We start from the raw sequence: 19,076 nt of genomic DNA, 5'->3' as shown, positions 1-19,076 counted from the left end.
CAAAACAGGGGCAAAATATGAGTATTGAAATTAATCATGTCACAAAATATTTTGATCGCACTGAAGTGTTGCATGACGTGAATTTAACGGTCAATTCCGGTGAGATGATGGCGCTATTGGGGCCATCAGGCTCAGGTAAAACCACACTATTACGTATCATTGCAGGACTTGAGCATCAAACGGAAGGTAAAATCTGTTTTGCAGGGCAAGATGTCAGTCGTTTACATGCCCGCGAGCGCAAAGTTGGGTTTGTTTTCCAACACTATGCACTGTTTCGCCATATGACGGTATTTGAAAATATTGCCTTTGGCTTAACCGTATTACCACGTCGCGAACGTCCTAACAAAGCCGCGATTGATAAAAAAGTCACGCAATTATTAGAGATGATCCAACTGCCTCATTTAGCACAGCGTTATCCTGCACAACTTTCAGGAGGGCAAAAACAGCGCGTAGCTTTAGCGAGAGCATTGGCTGTAGAGCCACAAATTTTATTACTCGATGAGCCTTTCGGTGCGTTAGATGCCAAAGTGAGAACTGAATTACGCAGTTGGCTACGGGAATTACATAGTGAGCTTAAATTTACCAGTGTTTTTGTCACCCATGATCAACAAGAAGCAATGGAAGTCGCTGATCGCATCGTTATTATGGGAAATGGCAAAATCGAACAAGTGGGTACACCGCAACAAGTTTGGCACACGCCTGAAAGTCGCTTTGTTTTAGAATTTCTCGGTGATGTTAATCATCTCCAAGGTGAAATTAATGGTGCGCAATTACAAATTGCTGGCTATCACTTACCTTTATCGGTTACGCCGCTCTATCAAGGCAAAGTTGATGTTTTTTTGCGCCCTTGGGAAATTTCACTTAACCCGCATAGTGATAGCTTATGTAAACTTCCCGTCAAAGTAATAGAAGTGACTCCTAAAGGACACTATTGGCAATTGGTTTTACAGCCTATTGAGTGGGGAAATACGCCAATTAGCGCGGTATGGAATGATATGACATCAATACCCCATAAAGGTGATATTTACTATATGGGCGGTGCAAAAGCGCGGTTATATGCACAAGATCGTCCCTTAACAACAGTTTCACTGGCATACACAGCTTAAAAAAATAGCATTATTCTTTTATTACAGTTAATGACTGCCCATGCAGATTTTTTTGCATGGGTATTTTGGCTATTGAGTAAAACTAACTATACAGGCTATAACACGAAAAAGAATAAAATCTATTAAAAAATGTTAATTTTATTGCGTTAATAAGTTAAATATGATTTCTTCATTAATACAAACAAATAAATGATCAGGGATTTATTGTGGCAGGCTTAGAACAATTTATTGGTAATACACCATTGGTCAAATTACAACGACTTTCACAAGGATTAGATGCAGAAATATGGGTTAAGCTTGAAGGCAATAATCCGGCGGGTTCTGTGAAAGATAGAGCCGCGTTATCGATGATTGAGCAAGCTGAATTACGCGGTGAAATTAAACCTGGCGATACATTAATTGAGGCAACCAGTGGTAATACAGGGATTGCTTTAGCGATGATAGCGGCAGTAAAAGGTTATCGACTAAAATTATTAATGCCAGAAAATATGAGTAAAGAGCGTCAAGCATCCATGCAAGCGTATGGCGCCGAGCTTATTTTGGTTAGCCGCGAAATTGGTATGGAAGGGGCGAGAGATTTAGCGCAAGAAATGGAGCGTAAAGGTGAAGGCAAGGTATTAGATCAGTTTAATAACCCCGATAACCCTCGAGCGCATTTTACTTCAACTGGCCCTGAAATTTGGCAACAGACTCAAGGGCGTATTACCCATTTTGTTTCTAGCATGGGAACAACAGGTACGATAACTGGGGTGGGGAGTTACCTAAAAACACAATCGGACACAGTAAAAATTGTCGGTTTACAACCGGAAGAAAAAAGTCAAATTCCGGGTATTCGTCGTTGGTCTCCAGCCTATTTACCCGGTATTTTTCGAAAAGAGTTGGTTGATAGTGTTATAGATATGTCCCAAACAGAAGCAGAACAAACCATGCGCCTATTAGCGAGTAAAGAAGGTATATTCTGTGGCGTTAGTTCTGGGGGAGCCGTAGCTGGTGCAATACGCGTTGCTAAAGAGAACCCAGGGGCTGTGATTGTGGCTATTATTTGTGATAGAGGCGATCGCTATTTATCAACTGGGGTGTTTGGTTGAGTTTTCTGCCCTCGTTAAAGCTCATTCGCTTGCATATAAAAACCGCCACAGAGGAAATGTGGCGGTTTAAAAGTGAGAACAGATTAAAAATTATTTTTTGATCTGCATTACAACGGTTTCACCAACAGTTACTGGGCCTGTCATTTTAGTTAAACCTTGGATTTCATCCATATTAGAAATCACAACCGGTGTTAATACCGATTTTGCTTTTTCTTCTAAAACAGCTAAATCAAATTCTAAAACAGTATCACCGACTTTAACTTGTTGACCTTCTTCAGCGATACGTTTAAATCCTTCACCTTTTAGTTCAACTGTGTCGATACCGAAGTGGACAAATAATTCGATACCGTTGTCAGACTCAATAGAGAAAGCATGGTTAGTCTCGAAAATTTTACCGATAGTACCATCAACTGGTGCAACAATTTTATGACCAGCAGGTTTGATAGCAATACCGTCACCTACAATTTTTTCAGCGAAAACAACATCAGGAACATCTTCGATATTGACGATTTCACCAGAAAGTGGTGCAACAATATCAATCGTGCCACTGCCTTTCTTTTCCTCTGAAACCAGTGATTTTAATTTATCAAACAGACCCATGAATCTTCTCCTAATTATTTTAGTTGGGACCGGGCTCTGGCTAACGTTATTAGCACAGTGTTTTTTCTTTAGTAAAAGTTTCTACTAAGTCCATTAATTCCTTTGCAGTCGGCTGAGCAAGTGCTTGCTCTGCCAGTGCTTTTGCATCATCAAAATTGGCGTTACGAATAATTTTTTTGATGCGAGGAATTGATATAGCACTCATACTAAACTCATCTAATCCCATGCCCAGAAGCAACATTGTTGCCCGTTCATCCCCGGCAAGCTCACCACACATTCCAGTCCATTTACCTTCAGCGTGTGATGCATCAATCACCTGTTTAATCAGATTAAGTACAGCAGGTGACATTGGATTATATAGATGAGATATCAGCTCATTTCCACGGTCTACAGCCAGAGTATATTGTGTTAGATCGTTAGTCCCAATACTGAAAAAGTCAACTTCTTTTGCCATATGGCGAGCCATAACAGCCGCTGCTGGCGTTTCAACCATAACACCGACTTCGATAGATTCATCAAAAGGCTTATTTTCTTCACGAAGCTGGCTTTTCAGTATTTCAAGTTCCGCTTTCAATGCTCGGATCTCTTCAACAGAGATAATCATTGGAAACATAATACGTAGTTTACCAAAAGCAGACGCTCTTAAGATAGCACGTAATTGTGGATGAAGGATCTCTTTGCGGTCAAGACAAATACGAATTGCACGCCAACCTAAGAATGGATTCTCTTCTTTCGGTAAATTCATGTAAGGTAAGTCTTTATCGCCACCAATATCCATAGTACGGATAATGACCGCAGGACTGCCTACCGCTTCAGCCACAGCTTTATAAGCTTGGAATTGCTCTTCTTCTGTTGGTAAGGAATCTCTATCCATAAATAGGAATTCAGTACGATAGAGTCCAACACCTTCCGCACCATTACGCTCAGCACCTGCGACATCACGTACAGTACCTATATTAGCGCAAACTTCAACTTGATGCCCATCAAGGGTAATTGCTGGTAAATCTTTTAGTTTTGCCAGCTCTTCTTTTTCATGTAGGTACTCTTCTTTGATAGCCTTTAATGCTTCGAGCTCTTCATCAGAAGGATTAATAATGATTTTATTGTTAATCGCATCAAGAACCAGATAATCTTCTTTTTTAATGGTTTCTGTTGCATTAGATGTGCCAACAATCGCTGGGATCTCTAAAGAGCGTGCCATGATAGAGGTGTGTGATGTTCTACCCCCTAAGTCAGTGATAAAGCCTAACACATTGTCTAAGCTAAGCTGCGCTGTTTCTGATGGCGTTAAATCTGTAGCAACTAAAATCACTTTTTCAGAAATAGCACTTAAATCGATAATTGGCATCTCTAAGATATTACGCATTAAGCGCTTACCAATATCACGAACGTCAGCCGCACGCTCTTTTAAGTACTCATCATCTAAGGCTTCTAATGCGGTTGCCTGATCTTCAATAACAGATTGAACCGCTGCTTCTGCGGTTTTCTTGTCACTTTTGATGAGGGATATGATCTCTTGTTCGAGTTCCTCATCTTCTAATAACATAATATGGCCTTCAAAAATCTCAGCTTTATCGGCACCAAGATTTTTTTCAGCACGGGCTTTAATGATTTCTAGTTGTTGCGCTGATTTATTACGACCATCTTTAAAACGTTCGATTTGGGTGTCAACTTCGTCACTTTGGATTTTACGTTGGCTAATAATAATAGGTTCTTCTTTAAGTAGAAGAGCTTGACCAAATGCGATACCCGGTGAAGCTAAAATTCCTGAAATCATAATTTATCCTACGACTTGCTGGTGATAATTTTAAAAAAATAGGATCAAGAGACACTGCTGTTTTAAAATCATCGAGTTATAAATTCCCCTGAGCGATTTTCAGGGGAAAATAGGACGTTAATGAATAGCGAAAGGTAACTGGATTACTCTAACTCAGCCATTAACTTAACTAAATGTTCTACTGCTTGTTTTTCATCTTCGCCTTCAGCAGAAATAGTGACTACAGTACCTTGGGTTAATCCTAAAGTTTGTAATTTGAATAAGCTCTTCGCGCTGGCTGATTTACCACCAGAAATAAGACTAATATCAGAAGAGAAAGTTTTAGCCTCTTTTACTAACTGTGCTGCAGGACGAGTATGTAAGCCGTTTGGTGCTGTAATAGTAACTTCTTGCTGGTACATAGGATTTTTTCCTTTTATAACTCAATTATTCACATTAAGTCAGGACTTAGTAAGTGTAGATGAAATTGTCCTGCTTTGCGTAGCAATATCAGATAATATAAGCCATGTTACGTTATCCGATAAAAATAGTCCCCAGAAATTGAAAGCAGTGCTATTTTTATCACTTGCCTATTTTCTGATTAATTTCGACCTTCGAAATAATTACTTGATTAAATACTAAACTCGACAGAATAAATCACCTATCTGGATAACAAAGTTTGATCTCTACCACAAAAAAAGCACCCTGAAGGTGCTTTTTTAATAAATATTTTACATTTTAGGTGACGCGATTTAGCTGTCAGAGATATCAGCAAAAAGTGGGGTGCTGAGATAACGTTCACCTGAAGAAGGTAAAATCACTACGATTTCTTTATTAGCAAATTCTGGCTCTTTAGCTAATTTCACTGCAGCCGCAATTGCCGCACCGGATGAAATACCCGCTAAAATACCTTCTTTGGTCATAACGTCACGAGCTGTTTCAAATGCTTCTTCGTTAGTAATTTGGATCACGCGATCTAATAGTGATAACTCTAAGTTTTCAGGGATAAAACCTGCACCAATACCTTGGATTTTATGTGGACCAGGCTTAATTTCTTCACCTGCTAATGCTTGGCTAATAACAGGAGAATCTTTAGGTTCTACCGCAACCATGGTGACAGCTTTACCTTGAGTATTTTTCAAATAGCGACCAATACCCGTGATGGTACCACCCGTTCCGACACCTGCGATAACTACATCAACTTTGCCATCAGTGTCATTCCAAATTTCAGGGCCTGTGGTTTTCTCATGAATTTCTGGGTTTGCTGGATTACTAAATTGTTGTAGTAGAAGGTAACGGCTAGGATCGCTATCACGAATTTCGTTCGCTTTATCAATCGCTCCCTTCATACCTTTAGCGCCCTCAGTTAACACAAGGTTAGCACCTAATGCTTTTAATAATTTACGGCGCTCAATACTCATGGTATCAGGCATAGTCAGTGTCAGCTTATAGCCACGTGCAGCAGCTACATAAGCCAAGGCAATCCCAGTATTACCACTGGTTGGCTCAACTAGCTCTACGCCGGGTTTCAGGATACCTTTTTTTTCTGCATCCCAAATCATATTTGCACCGATACGGCATTTTACACTAAAGCTTGGATTACGAGATTCTACTTTAGCTAAGATATTGCCATTACCGAAATGTTTTAAACGAACTAGGGGGGTATGGCCAATAGTTTGCGAGTTATCTTCGAAAATTTTGCTCATTTTTATCCTCGGTACATGATTTTTTATAAGGTCAGATGAAATTACCATACGCCATCAAGCAAAAGATGGAAATAAGCTTTATGAATATCCTTATAACTTTTTTTACTTTTTATTCCAAAAGATTCTAATCACAATGAAACCAGTGGTATTACCACTGGCCTGCTTGTACATGTTGATGACGATATCGATCACACCACATGGCAGTGGCACCACAAATTGCAACCGGCATAATGACTAGGTTTAAGATTGGGATCATAGTGAAGATATTAATTACCATACCAAATTGTAAATTGTTCCATTTGTCTTTTTTCAGCGTTGATTTCATATTGGCGAAAGAGACTTTATGGTTATCGAATGGAAAGTCGTTATATTGGATTGCCATCATCCAAGCACCAAATATAAACCAAAGAATTGGGGCGATAGTTTGTCCAACAACGGGAACAAAATAGAGCAATAACAATACAATGGCTCTTGGCAAATAATAAACGACCTTGATGATTTCTCGTTTTAAAATACGTGGAATATCTTTTGTAATACCTAATAAGCCGGTATCCGGAGGATTAATACCCGTTATTTGGCCTTCTAATTTTTCCGCTAATAATCCATTAAAAGGCGAAGCGATAATATTGGCTATGGTGCTAAAGAAATAGGTAAAGACCAGCAAAATAAAAATAACTGACAGTGGCCAGATAACATAGCTTAACCACTGTAGCCAATCAGGGACTTTTTCCATCATCCAATTGACCATTTCACCAATCTGGCCATATAACCACCAAAAGGCACTACCGAGAATAATAATATTGGCAAGTAAGGGTAAAATAACAAAACGTTTTAGACCCGGGCGAGTAATTAATCGCCACCCAAGTGCAAAATAGTGAAATCCATTTAAATTTTTGGTCGATTCTGTCAAATTTGTCATACTTCCTATTCTCTCCTATAAGGGCAAGCTAGTATCATATAGAGAGATAATCAGCCTTACTAGTGATAAATTGTCTAAAAAATGCGCATAAGGTATTGAAGAGTGTATCTTTGTGACAAGAAAATTAAGTATTGGCTTGCACTTATAAGCATTGGCAAATACTCTTAGTAAAAGTAATATTCGCCATTGTGGCTATTAAACCTCAAGACAACAGAGATAGAAATGATGCAGCAAAATTTGCGTCTGATATTAATCGTTGTTGGTGCGATTTTAATCATAGCTTTGTTATTACACGGCTTATGGATTGGTCGAAAAGAGCGTTCTAAGCTTTTCCGTAATCGCCCAGTAAAACGTCAGAAACAGAATTATCAGTCAGATGAGAACGATGATGAACCCCAGTATACTGAGGCAAATCATCAGATGTCGTCTTTAACTTCAACGCAGGAGGCTCAAAGTGTGCCACCGGTTAAATCGGAGCCAACACTTGCGCCACAATCCTCAGTTGCAGATAAAGATCCACTTATGTCTGGAACACCAGCACAGGGACATTCTAACGATACTTCATTACAACGAGAGCCTAGTCTTGGTGTTTTTGATGTTATTGAACAAAATAATGACTCTGCGCCTCAGCAAAAACAACCGATACCCGAGGTAGAGGTAAACCATGCTGATGTAAAAGAAGGTGATATTAGTGAGACAAAACTTGCCGATGTAGAGCCGATACCAGAATCGTCGAACTCTGTTGCTAGTGATGAAATACATACCACTGATACAGATAGGCCATTGGATGCTGAAACCTCATCTGATGTGAAACAAGCTGAGCAAGCTTTATCTGGATCAGAAGAGCCAAAAGCAGAGGAAGAGCTGGTATTAGTATTAAATGTCAGCGCTCATCATGGTCAAATGCTTGACGGTGAGGTGTTAATGCAGAGCATTATTCAAGCGGGTTTCCAGTTTGGTGCGATGAATATTTTCCATCGACATCTTAACCCGACGGGTAATGGCCCTGTATTGTTTAGTCTTGCCAATATGGTAAAACCGGGTACTTTCAATATTGATACGATGGCTGAATTAACCACGCCTGGCGTATCCATGTTTATGATGGTGCCATCTTATGGTGATGCTAATCAAAACTTTAAATTGATGTTGCAAGCAGCTCAGCGTATTGCCTCTGATGTGGGCGGTGTTGTGCTTGATGAAGAGCGCAAACTGTTAACACCACAAAAAATTGAACTTTATAAATCTAGAATTCGTAGAACACTAGATTTACATCAATAGTCTTTTTATCAAAAGCTCGCTTGCGGTGCTAGGTTGGATAGATTTAAAGAAATCAGGAAAATTAATGACTTGATTTTCGGCTGATAATACAAAGTGGGGAAACTTGGTTTTTCTCACATTGCCAACAACCTCAGCCCCCGCTTGCGGGGGCTTTTCTTTCTTTGGTGATACCTCATGAATCAAAATATTCAACAACAAATTGATGAACTTCGCGTTACACTACGTCACCATGAATATCTCTATCATGTCATGGACGCACCTGAAATTCCTGATGCTGAATACGATCGCTTAATGAATAAGCTAAAAGCATTAGAAGCCGAACATCCTGAACTCATTACCCCAGATTCTCCTACTCAACGGGTAGGGGCATTACCTTTAACGGCTTTTGAGCAAGTTAGACATGAAATTCCAATGCTCTCTTTAGATAATGCTTTTGATGAAACAACCTATTTAGCATTTGATAAACGTTTACGTGAACGTCTGAAAAATAATGAAGAGATCACTTTTTGTTGTGAATTAAAATTAGATGGACTTGCGGTAAGTCTACTGTATGAAAATGGTCGCTTAGTACAAGCTGCAACCCGTGGTGATGGTACCACTGGAGAAAATATTACTGAGAATGTCAGAACCATTAAAGCCATTCCTTTGCGTTTATATGGCGATAATATCCCCGCACGAATTGAAATTCGTGGAGAAGTCTTTATGACTGAAAAAGGGTTTGAGCATTTAAATGAAGAAGCTCGACGCACGGGAGGAAAAGTATTTGCTAATCCTCGTAATGCAGCAGCGGGTTCATTACGTCAGTTAGATCCTCGTATTACAGCCAAGCGCCCTTTGACTTTCTTCTGTTATGGTGTTGGCGTGCTTGAAGGCGGTGAATTACCGACAAGCCATTATGCACGTTTACAGCAATTTAAAAAATGGGGATTACCTGTTAGTGATGCTATTAAATTATGTACCGGAACTAAAGCTGTACTTGATTTTTACCATCATGTAGCAGAAATTCGCCCTAATCTAGGCTTTGATATTGATGGTGTGGTTATCAAAGTAGATGATATAGCTCTACAAGAAGAGTTGGGATTTGTGTCTCGTGCTCCCCGTTGGGCGATTGCTTACAAATTCCAAGCCCAAGAGCAGATGACGGTGATTAAAGATGTTGAATTTCAAGTGGGGCGTACAGGGGCGATTACACCTGTCGCTCGTTTAGATCCCGTACAAGTGGCAGGGGTAATAGTCAGTAATGCCACACTTCATAATGCTGATGAAATTGAACGTTTAGGATTACGTATTGGTGATACGGTGGTTATTCGCCGTGCAGGCGATGTTATTCCTCAGGTTGTGAGTGTGATTGAAGAAAAACGCCCTGAGAATGCACAAGAAATTGTTTTTCCAACCCAATGCCCTATTTGTCAATCTGATATTGAGCGTATAGAAGGTGAGGCTGTTGCCCGCTGCACGGGGGGATTAATTTGTGCAGCGCAACGTAAAGAGGCGCTTAAACATTTCGTTTCTCGTCGTGCGATGGATGTTGACGGCATGGGAGATAAAATTATCGACCAATTGGTTGAAAAAGAGTATGTCAAAACACCGGCTGATTTATTCCGTTTAGATGAAAAGATCTTATCTGGTTTAGAACGTATGGGGGAGAAATCAGCCAAAAAACTGCTTAATGCATTAGAAAAAGCAAAATCAACCACTTTTGCCCGTTTTATCTATGCCCTTGGTATTCGTGAAGTAGGAGAAGCAACGGCCAATGGATTAACCGCTCATTTTGTTTCATTAGAGGCATTACGTGAAGCAAATATTGAAGCCTTAAAGGCAGTTCCTGATGTGGGTGATATTGTTGCAAAGCATGTGGTTAATTTTTTCCAAGAAGAACATAATAAAAATGTGATTGATCAACTTGTTAATGACATTGGCATTACTTGGCCGGCACCGGTTGTGGCTACTCATGAAGCAGGTGATAATCCTTTTGCTGGTAAAACAGTCGTGCTGACAGGCTCTCTTTCTCAATTAACGCGAGATGAAGCAAAAGATAGATTAGTTGCACTTGGTGCAAAAGTGAGTGGTAGTGTTTCGAAAAAGACAGATATGGTCATTGCTGGTGAAGCGGCGGGTTCTAAATTAGCCAAAGCAAATGAATTAGGTATTACTGTTATTGATGAAGACGAAATGATCCGCTTGCTTGAACAATCTAAATAATCGTTTACAATAATCTTAGATGCTATTGAGAGCAGTTCTCAGTAGCATCTTTAACTTAAGCTAAATTCACATTTCGTGTTACTTAAGTTACTCCTAAAGTGTGATCAACCTATCTTATTTAATAAATAGTGTGTATATGGTTTCACTGTATTGTGACAATAATCACATCGTAATGTTACGCGTTACATAAAATGCTCTCCAAGATTTATTTTTATTTTTGGAGCATGCATGTCTTCTATCATTCACTTTGTTTTGGCTCTCGCAGTTATTGGTGCATTAGCATTTATTGCAAGTAATAACCGCAAAGGGATCCGTCTGCGTTATATTGTGCAGTTATTAATTATTGAAATCGCATTGGCATGGTTCTTCCTCAATTCTGATATTGGTGAAGGCTTTGTCCGTGGTTTCGCTGGGCTATTTGATCACTTATTAGGTTATGCCGCACAAGGTACTGAGTTCGTCTTCGGTGGTATGATGAAAGGTGGTCTAGCATTCTTCTTCTTGAATGTATTATGTCCTATCATCTTTATTTCTGCATTAATTGGTATTTTGCAACATATCAAAGTATTGCCTTTCGTGATCCGCATTATCGGTACGGTGCTGTCCAAAGTGAACGGTATGGGGAAACTAGAATCGTTTAATGCGGTTAGCTCCTTAGTACTTGGCCAATCTGAGAACTTTATCGCTTATAAAGATGTATTGAGCAAAATGTCTCAGCGCCGTATGTACACTATGGCGGCGACAGCGATGTCTACGGTATCAATGTCAATTGTTGGTGCTTATATGACTATGCTTGATCCTAAATACGTTGTTGCTGCACTGGTTCTGAATATGTTCAGTACTTTCGTTATCCTATCAGTGATTAACCCATATTCTGTTGAAAATGAAGAAGATATCCAGATGGGGAATCTGCATGAAGGTCAAAGCTTCTTCGAAATGTTAGGTGAATATATCTTAGCTGGTTTCAAAGTTGCTTTAATCGTTGCGGCAATGTTGATTGGTTTTATCGCATTAATTGCTGCGGTAAACGCTATCTTTAGTATGATTTTCGGTATTAGTTTCCAAGATTGCTTAGGTTATGTGTTCTATCCATTAGCATGGGTGATTGGTATACCTGAGCAAGATGCATTACGTGTAGGTAGTGTGATGGCAACTAAATTAGTCTCTAATGAATTCGTCGCGATGGGAAGCTTGCAAGATCTGGCTGCTGAATTAACACCTCGCTCTGTTGGGATCTTATCTGTCTTCTTAGTCTCATTTGCTAACTTCTCTTCTATCGGTATTGTTGCAGGGGCTATTAAAGGTCTGAACGAAATGCAAGGTAATGTGGTTTCTCGTTTTGGTCTTAAATTACTATTTGGTTCTACACTAGTTAGCTTCTTATCTGCTGCTATCACAGGCCTGTTTGTTTAATCATTGAGATAAGACAGATAGCATGTGAAATAAATAACAATGTAAGATGGATAACTTAGTTATCATGTAACATAAATCAAGCAGTACCCGTCGGTACTGCTTTTTTTATCGTTAAATTACCTTATAATCCTTATCATTCCTTCTCGATAAAGCGATAGAGATCATGCTAGAAAAACAGCATCTTATAGATATAGCCAACACACAAATGCCATTTGGTAAATATAAAGGGCGAATGCTGGTGGATTTACCTGAAGAGTATTTATTGTGGTTTGCCAAGAAAGGCACCTTCCCTGAAGGAAAGCTAGGGCAACTAATGGAAATGACCCTAGCAATTAAAATTGATGGCTTAGAAGGGTTACTAAAACCATTAAAGCAGTCGCGTTAATCAGGCTCTGTAGGTAACTTATCCGCTATTAGTGCGTTAATAACTTTATGACTCAATTCAATAAACATAGCTTGTTCTGTAGGTGTTAATTGCGCTTGTAGCTTCTGTGCGTTCTGTTTTCGGCCTAAAGCGGCTCTTGCTAAAAAAGCTTTACCTTCATCTGTTAAATGCGTAATTAATTCACGTTTATCTTTCTTAGAACGATCCTGAGCAATAAAACCTAATGATTTTAATCCTCGCATAAACTTAGATAAATTTTGGCGTGAGATAGCTAAAATTTCACAAAGTTGAGAGGGCGTTAAATCACCGCGTAAACGCAATAATTCTAAAATATCATATTGTCCCCAAGTTACTTGCTCTGGTGTATAACGGGTGCGTTGTGCAACCAGAGTACACTGTAAAAGCGATAGGGCATTTTCTAGCTCAAGTTGCTCCATTAGTACCTACATTTTTCTATCAAATTAATTGAAGTTAATAATAACAGCTCATTTTAGCTGAAGAAAATTTATATTGATTAACTTTAGTTAATCAAATATCCTATTTAACATGATTAACTAAAGTTAATTACTTAAACTAAGTGAACTGAGGTGAATATGAGTTATTTTGAAGGCAAAACGGTGTTAGTCACTGGGGCTGCAACAGGAGTAGGGGAAGGCGTTGCCCAACGATTATATCAAGCGGGTGCAACAGTCTTTATAAGTGGACGACAATTAGAACAGGTGAAAAAAACCGCTTACACAATCGATCCTACAGGTGAAAAAGTCATAGCATTACAAGCAGATATGACATCACCTGAGCAAGTTAAAAGCATGTTTGAAACAATATTAGCACAAACAGGCGCATTACATGGATTAGTGAATAATGCAGGTATTACAGGTCCGCATAATACATCGATTGTTGATTATAATATTGATGATTGGAAAGCGGTTATGGATACCGATATTAACGGCGTATTTTACGGATTGAAATATGGTATTCCGGCCTTACTAAGAAGTGGTGGAGGGAGTATCGTTAATTTATCTTCGACAAATGGTATTGTCGGTATTGCCGGAATTTCTGCTTATACTGCAGCCAAACATGCTGTGTTAGGGATCACCCGTTCAGCTGCCTTGGAATTTGCACAGCAAGGTATACGTGTGAATGCAATAGGGCCTGGGTATGTAGACACACCGCGAATGCAACAGTTACCGGATGAAGTTCGTCAATGGATGGCATCAACACATCCGATGAAGAGAATGGCAACGCGAAAAGAAGTGGCTAATATGGTGGCTTTTTTACTTTCAGATGAGAGTAGTTTTTCAACAGGCGCTTTTTATGCGGTAGATGGGGGATATACTGCGCAGTAGTTTTATCTTTGCGGGTAGTGTGAATCACTAATTAAGTGAATACATTGGTGAAAATAAAAAATCCTGAAGATTTCTCTTCAGGATCTTAAGATTCTGGTGGAGCTAAGCGGGATCGAACCGCTGACCTCTTGCATGCCATGCAAGCGCTCTCCCAACTGAGCTATAACCCCACATAATGGATTGTTCAAAAGTATATTGGTGGAGCTAAGCGGGATCGAACCGCTGACCTCTTGCATGCCATGCAAGCGCTCTCCCAACTGAGCTATAGCCCCAACATACTGGAACGGGCTTGATAATAGGCAACAAGCACAATGCTGTCAATCACTTAATCTCACATTATTTATTGATTGATGAAAAAGAATACAAAAAAAGAGTCGCCGCTTAAAAATAAGTGACGACTCTTCGTTGTGAAATAAGATAATCAGCTCAATTAAGCTTGATTTTCTCTGTCAGTAATAAAATCTAATGCTTTATTAATACGAGCGATGCTACGAGCTTTACCAATAGCATGAACAGTAACATCTAGTGCAGGAGATTGACCCGCACCTGTGACAGCAACACGTAGAGGCATACCGACTTTACCCATACCAACTTCTAATTCTTCAGCGGTTTCTTGGATTGCTTTATGTACATTTTCCGCTGTCCAATCAGTAATTGCTGATAATTTATCACGAACTACTTCTAATGGTTGACGAGCGACAGGACGTAAGTGTTTTTTCGCCGCGGTTTCTTCGAAACTATCAAAGTCAACATAAAAGTAGTGACAACTTTCCGCCATCTCTTTTAATGTTTTGCAACGCTCGCCGAGTAATTTAATCAATTCAACCAGTGATGGGCCATTACTAGTATCAATATTTTGTTGTTTGATATGCCAATCTAGGTGTACGGCTACTTGTTCAGCAGGTAAGGTATTAATATAGTGATGGTTTAACCAAAGTAATTTGTCAGTATTAAACGCACTTGCTGATTTACTAATAGCTTCTAAAGTGAAATCTTTAATCATTTCATCGATGCTAAAGATCTCTTGGTCGCCATGAGACCAACCTAAACGTACTAAGTAATTTAATAACGCTTCTGGTAAATAACCGTCATCACGATATTGCATTACACTCACTGCGTTATAGCGTTTAGATAATTTTTTACCATCATCACCTAAGATCATGGATACGTGTGCATATTCAGGTACTGGAGCACCAAGTGCTTTTAATATATTGATCTGACGTGGGGTATTGTTGATATGATCTTCACCACGAATAACGTGTGTAATTTCCATATCCCAGTCATCAATCACTACACAGAAATTATAGGTAGGCGAACCATCAGTACGACGGATAATTAAGTCATCAAGCTCTTGGTTACTAAACTCAATCGGGCCACGAATTTTGTCATCAAAAATCACAGATCCTTCTTGAGGATTTAAAAAACGAACTACATGAGGTTCATCTGGGGTATGGTTGTGATCACCGTGACGGCAACAACCATCGTAGCGAGGTTTCTCACCTTTCGCCATTTGATCTTCACGTAGTTTCTCTAAACGTTCTTTAGAACAATAACAACGATAAGCAGTACCAGCTGCTAACATTTGATCGATAACTTGATTATAACGATCAAAGCGTTTGGTTTGATAGTAAGGACCTTCATCCCAGTTTAGATTTAACCAATTCATACCGTCCATAATTGCATCAATGGCAGGTTGAGTAGAACGTTCTAAATCGGTGTCTTCAATACGCAGTACAAACTCACCCTTGTTGTGACGGCTAAATAACCAGGAATACAGTGCAGTACGAGCACCACCAACATGTAGATAGCCTGTAGGACTTGGTGCAAAACGGGTTTTTATTTTACTCATTGAGATTGCCTTAGTACGTTTTACTTATATTCTTTCTTATATAAGGAGCCAAAAATAGAAGATAAGTAACCGTGATTATCAAAAAAACGAAATTGTTGCTTTATTTTATCACTGGATGCTAATTCCTCAATGGCATTAAGCTTTTAACCTGCAGAAAAATTTCAAATAGGTTATTTTTTGTTTGACGAAGTAACAACAACGGATTATTTTGGTTAATTGCTGTGTCAGTTATGGTGCTAAAAAAAGCATCTTGACTAAAAATAAAACGAACGATCATTTTTACGATAAAAAACCGATAAAAATCGTTGACTCATAGCGCAGTATCCCTATAATGCACCCCATCACGACGGGCGGTTAGCTCAGTTGGTAGAGCATCTCCCTTACAAGGAGGAGGTCGTTGGTTCGAGCCCAATACCGCCCACCATTATTATTCGTTGTGATAGTTGTATTATTTAATGTAATTGGGCGGTTAGCTCAGTTGGTAGAGCATCTCCCTTACAAGGAGGAGGTCGTTGGTTCGAGCCCAATACCGCCCACCAATTACATTAAAGCGTGGTAATGAGAATTTAGTCATTATGAAGTGGGCGGTTAGCTCAGTTGGTAGAGCATCTCCCTTACAAGGAGGAGGTCGTTGGTTCGAGCCCAATACCGCCCACCACTTCATCCGGTTATTTTACGCAATATCACACAGTTAGGTATGGGTCGTTAGCTCAGTCGGTAGAGCAGTTGACTTTTAATCAATTGGTCGGGCGTTCGAGTCGCCCACGACCCACCATTCCTAAATATACAACAAAGAGTAGTGAACATTGTGACGGGTCGTTAGCTCAGTCGGTAGAGCAGTTGACTTTTAATCAATTGGTCGGGCGTTCGAGTCGCCCACGACCCACCATTCACAATACTACCTCAAGTTTTACGTAAAATTATTAAATGGGTCGTTAGCTCAGTCGGTAGAGCAGTTGACTTTTAATCAATTGGTCGGGCGTTCGAGTCGCCCACGACCCACCATTTAATAATTAAGCGGGCGGTTAGCTCAGTTGGTAGAGCATCTCCCTTACAAGGAGGAGGTCGTTGGTTCGAGCCCAATACCGCCCACCACTTCTTTTTATATCATTCGATAAAAATTCCTTTATTATTCCTTATCCTTATCCTTATCCTTATCCATAGCACTCATTTTGTATTCAGGTCTGTTACTAGACTACATCGACCTATCTATCTTATCTATATTATCTATCTATCTATCTATCTATCTATCTGTCTGTCTGTCTACTTGGTGGTTTTATATCGAGCTGTGATCCCTGTTCTGTTCTCCTATTTATCGGTCTGAATTATTTTTGTGCTATCAGGGGTTGATTACCGACTTATTTACCCTACTAGTAGTGTTAAAAAGATTGATGATGAAATGATTATTTAAAAGGATTAGCAAAATTACTGAGAGAAATAGCTAAGATGATACTTTTATTGAGTGCACATAGGTTATTTAATTGCTTATAAGATAGTTTAAAAATAGCAACGTCAAGGATATTCATTTTTTATCGCCTTGATATAGATAAGATTTTTAAATTAATTTTAAAAAAAAGTATTTTTTTATTATTAGTTAATTATACGTATTATGGTTTTTATATGGGTTAAAATAAAAATAATTCAAAATTATCCTTTACAGTAAACACCCTTAATATTTTTAAGTGGTTAGTAACCAAATTATCTTTTTAATTAAAAATTATTATGTGTTTTTTCTGAAATATCGTTTTTTTGGTGCTATTTTTTGAACAAAATTTTTATATTAATTTGTTGATTTTAAAAGTTTATTTTAATTATTGATTTTTATCAAATCGCTATCTTTATGAATTCAAAAGAAAATGATCTATGCCAATAAACGACATTTTCATTTGTTTAGATGTTGTCTTAAAGGGGGAAATTCCTTTTTTACACGAAAAAAGAGAAAATTGTGTATATAGCAGAAAGATAAATTATATAAAAATATTAATGTTTGCAGAGAGGCAAAAATACGTTTTATAAGAAATAAGTATTTACACTTAGGATTAAAGGATTATCTAATTTTGAATTTTTAACAAAATGAGATCATTGTTAAATGGTCATTTAACAGCTTAATATAGCAAATATTTACCCTAAGTTACAATAACTGATAAGAAGTTCTTTTGTTTAAATATGTGGTTTGCGGAAGGTGGCAAAAAGCTATGCTGGCATGTTTTTAGTAGAACATCAGATGTTCTATAAATTAAGAAATATATTATAACCATATGATATAAAATAGTTTTTATCATTTATTCTTCTTTTTATGGTCTTTTTCTATTTGGATTCTCTTTAATAAGAGAACAAGAAAAAATATAAATAAATAATAATCCATAACTGAAATTATAATTCAAATTATAGTAAATAATAATTGGAAATTTATTTAAATTTAATAAGTACTCTAACGCTAAGTGTTTATGCTTATATAAATTAATTAACAAATGTTTAAAATTAGATCGAGTTCTATTACTTTATGAAAATCATGTAACTAATTGTTTCTATTAGTTTTAATCTGTGTCATTTTGTATTAATTAGAATTTATTGAGATTGCTCAATATTTTTTGTAAAAATGTAAAAAATGTTCTATTAACGAGGTTAATTCACAAATTTAAATAAATTAGACTGAAATTTATTGATTATTTTTTTATCAATTTGATATATTTATTCGTAAATTATTGCATTGATAGAATATAAATCTAATACATGAGTAATTCTAAAGATAAAAAAAGACTATATTTATATTTAATATATTATAACCTATTGATTAATATTGGATTTGTGACTTCTCCTAGGTATTAATAACTAGTGAGAGTAAAGGTGTTAGTTATTATTGTCATTTTTTGACTGGTTGAAAGTGTTTAAATGCGTAGTATATTATTTACATATGATAAGTGTTGTTATGAATTGTAATACTCTTATCAAGTCAAAATATTATTTTAATAAAATTAAAAAAGGTGCCCATGATATTATATTTTTTCATATATTATTAATGATGGCCCGCACTATTATAAATTAGATATCAATCAAAGTGAAAAGCGAGAACATATTATGAGTAACAAGTATCCAGTTGCTTACGCTGTTGGACAAAAAATAAAATCATTAAGAAAATCTCAAGGTTATACCGTATTTCAGTTAGCAAAAGAAATCGATATTAGTGAACAGCAATTATTTCGCTACGAACGCGGAGTTAATCGTATCGACATTGATTGCTTAGTTAAAGTCCTTGATGTGTTAGGCATTAATATAGGTAACTTCTTTGAAGATGTTATGGGGGGTATGGTTGATGTTCCTGAGAATAATGAACAACATATCCCAGCTCATTTCGACAATAAGGCTCTTTCTATTTTCTGATTGTAAGCTTTTAATTAGAAAGTTAGCTAGTATACAAATAATTAGAT

At 37.8% G+C, this 19,076-nt stretch carries 15 protein-coding genes and 9 tRNA genes; 15 read left to right on the top strand and 9 right to left on the bottom strand.

Translation table 11 applies throughout. From position 1 onward, the window contains the following. Window positions 1–17 precede the first annotated feature (17 nt). The gene (gene cysA, locus HMPREF0693_RS04635; protein WP_004243802.1) at window positions 18–1,106 is read left to right on the top strand and encodes a sulfate/thiosulfate ABC transporter ATP-binding protein CysA; all 1,089 of its coding nucleotides are present in this window, start codon (window positions 18–20) and stop codon (window positions 1,104–1,106) included. 206 nt (window positions 1,107–1,312) lie between these two features. Then, a complete protein-coding gene (cysM, locus tag HMPREF0693_RS04630) occupies window positions 1,313–2,194 on the top strand; it encodes a cysteine synthase CysM (protein ID WP_004243801.1) in 882 nt (293 codons plus the stop codon). A 90-nt stretch (window positions 2,195–2,284) separates the two neighbouring features. On the opposite strand, the gene crr is transcribed toward cysM, so the two are convergent. From crr to cysZ, 5 genes are all read right to left on the bottom strand, one after another. Further along, window positions 2,285–2,794: a PTS glucose transporter subunit IIA gene (crr, locus tag HMPREF0693_RS04625; protein WP_004243800.1), complete on the bottom strand. Its 510-nt coding sequence runs from the start codon at window positions 2,792–2,794 to the stop codon at window positions 2,285–2,287. A 49-nt stretch (window positions 2,795–2,843) separates the two neighbouring features. After that, window positions 2,844–4,571, bottom strand: coding sequence for a phosphoenolpyruvate-protein phosphotransferase PtsI (gene ptsI / locus HMPREF0693_RS04620; protein WP_004243799.1), 1,728 nt, complete (start codon window positions 4,569–4,571; stop codon window positions 2,844–2,846). Window positions 4,572–4,714: 143 nt separating this feature from the next. Beyond that, on the bottom strand, window positions 4,715–4,972 hold the full coding sequence (gene ptsH, locus HMPREF0693_RS04615; protein WP_004243798.1) for a phosphocarrier protein Hpr: 258 nt from the start codon (window positions 4,970–4,972) through the stop codon (window positions 4,715–4,717). A 330-nt stretch (window positions 4,973–5,302) separates the two neighbouring features. Next, complete coding sequence (cysK, locus tag HMPREF0693_RS04610; protein ID WP_004248422.1) at window positions 5,303–6,256, bottom strand: cysteine synthase A; 954 nt, start codon at window positions 6,254–6,256, stop codon at window positions 5,303–5,305. Window positions 6,257–6,404: 148 nt separating this feature from the next. After that, complete coding sequence (cysZ, locus tag HMPREF0693_RS04605; protein WP_004243796.1) at window positions 6,405–7,175, bottom strand: sulfate transporter CysZ; 771 nt, start codon at window positions 7,173–7,175, stop codon at window positions 6,405–6,407. 225 nt (window positions 7,176–7,400) lie between these two features. On the opposite strand from cysZ, the gene zipA reads away from it, so the two are divergent. From zipA to HMPREF0693_RS04580, 4 genes are all read left to right on the top strand, one after another. Next, window positions 7,401–8,453: a cell division protein ZipA gene (zipA, locus tag HMPREF0693_RS04600; protein ID WP_370463168.1), complete on the top strand. Its 1,053-nt coding sequence runs from the start codon at window positions 7,401–7,403 to the stop codon at window positions 8,451–8,453. A gap of 174 nt (window positions 8,454–8,627) precedes the next feature. Then, window positions 8,628–10,655 (top strand): NAD-dependent DNA ligase LigA, encoded by a 2,028-nt coding sequence (gene ligA, locus HMPREF0693_RS04590; protein WP_004243791.1) that lies wholly within the window; start codon window positions 8,628–8,630, stop codon window positions 10,653–10,655. A 228-nt stretch (window positions 10,656–10,883) separates the two neighbouring features. Then, window positions 10,884–12,068 (top strand): NupC/NupG family nucleoside CNT transporter, encoded by a 1,185-nt coding sequence (locus tag HMPREF0693_RS04585; RefSeq protein ID WP_004243790.1) that lies wholly within the window; start codon window positions 10,884–10,886, stop codon window positions 12,066–12,068. Between the two features lie 163 nt (window positions 12,069–12,231). Beyond that, window positions 12,232–12,453, top strand: a complete 222-nt coding sequence (locus tag HMPREF0693_RS04580; RefSeq protein ID WP_004243788.1) for a DUF3820 family protein — start codon at window positions 12,232–12,234, stop codon at window positions 12,451–12,453. Here the strand turns inward: HMPREF0693_RS04580 and HMPREF0693_RS04575 are convergent. Next, entirely contained in the window at window positions 12,450–12,890 is a 441-nt protein-coding gene (locus tag HMPREF0693_RS04575) for a MarR family winged helix-turn-helix transcriptional regulator (RefSeq protein WP_004243787.1), read from the bottom strand. The genes HMPREF0693_RS04580 and HMPREF0693_RS04575 overlap by 4 nt on opposite strands. A 156-nt stretch (window positions 12,891–13,046) precedes the next feature. Between HMPREF0693_RS04575 and HMPREF0693_RS04570 the strand changes: the two genes are divergently transcribed. Further along, complete coding sequence (locus HMPREF0693_RS04570) at window positions 13,047–13,799, top strand: SDR family NAD(P)-dependent oxidoreductase (RefSeq protein ID WP_004243785.1); 753 nt, start codon at window positions 13,047–13,049, stop codon at window positions 13,797–13,799. Window positions 13,800–13,893: 94 nt separating this feature from the next. Here HMPREF0693_RS04570 and HMPREF0693_RS04565 read toward each other — a convergent pair. The 3 genes from HMPREF0693_RS04565 to gltX all read right to left on the bottom strand — a co-directional run bounded on the left by HMPREF0693_RS04565 (window position 13,894) and on the right by gltX (window position 15,648). Then, window positions 13,894–13,969 (bottom strand) — tRNA-Ala (locus HMPREF0693_RS04565). 26 nt (window positions 13,970–13,995) lie between these two features. Further along, a tRNA-Ala gene (locus HMPREF0693_RS04560) sits at window positions 13,996–14,071 on the bottom strand. A gap of 158 nt (window positions 14,072–14,229) precedes the next feature. Further along, window positions 14,230–15,648, bottom strand: a complete 1,419-nt coding sequence (gene gltX / locus HMPREF0693_RS04555) for a glutamate--tRNA ligase (RefSeq protein ID WP_004243784.1) — start codon at window positions 15,646–15,648, stop codon at window positions 14,230–14,232. Window positions 15,649–15,996: 348 nt separating this feature from the next. Here gltX and HMPREF0693_RS04550 point away from each other — a divergent pair. The 8 genes from HMPREF0693_RS04550 to HMPREF0693_RS04515 all read left to right on the top strand — a co-directional run bounded on the left by HMPREF0693_RS04550 (window position 15,997) and on the right by HMPREF0693_RS04515 (window position 19,029). Beyond that, a tRNA-Val gene (locus HMPREF0693_RS04550) sits at window positions 15,997–16,072 on the top strand. A gap of 39 nt (window positions 16,073–16,111) precedes the next feature. Then, a tRNA-Val gene (locus HMPREF0693_RS04545) sits at window positions 16,112–16,187 on the top strand. Between the two features lie 43 nt (window positions 16,188–16,230). Beyond that, window positions 16,231–16,306: transfer RNA gene (locus HMPREF0693_RS04540), tRNA-Val, on the top strand. Between the two features lie 41 nt (window positions 16,307–16,347). After that, window positions 16,348–16,423: transfer RNA gene (locus HMPREF0693_RS04535), tRNA-Lys, on the top strand. A 38-nt stretch (window positions 16,424–16,461) separates the two neighbouring features. After that, window positions 16,462–16,537: transfer RNA gene (locus HMPREF0693_RS04530), tRNA-Lys, on the top strand. A gap of 40 nt (window positions 16,538–16,577) precedes the next feature. After that, window positions 16,578–16,653, top strand: a tRNA-Lys gene (locus tag HMPREF0693_RS04525). A 14-nt stretch (window positions 16,654–16,667) separates the two neighbouring features. Then, a tRNA-Val gene (locus tag HMPREF0693_RS04520) sits at window positions 16,668–16,743 on the top strand. Window positions 16,744–18,726: 1,983 nt separating this feature from the next. Then, window positions 18,727–19,029, top strand: coding sequence for a helix-turn-helix domain-containing protein (locus HMPREF0693_RS04515; protein WP_004243781.1), 303 nt, complete (start codon window positions 18,727–18,729; stop codon window positions 19,027–19,029). Window positions 19,030–19,076: the final 47 nt, after the last annotated feature.

It is taken from the genome of Proteus mirabilis ATCC 29906, assembly GCF_000160755.1.
Classification (GTDB): Bacteria; Pseudomonadota; Gammaproteobacteria; order Enterobacterales; family Enterobacteriaceae; genus Proteus; species Proteus mirabilis.
This window is presented reverse-complemented; position numbering and strand designations above follow the sequence as displayed.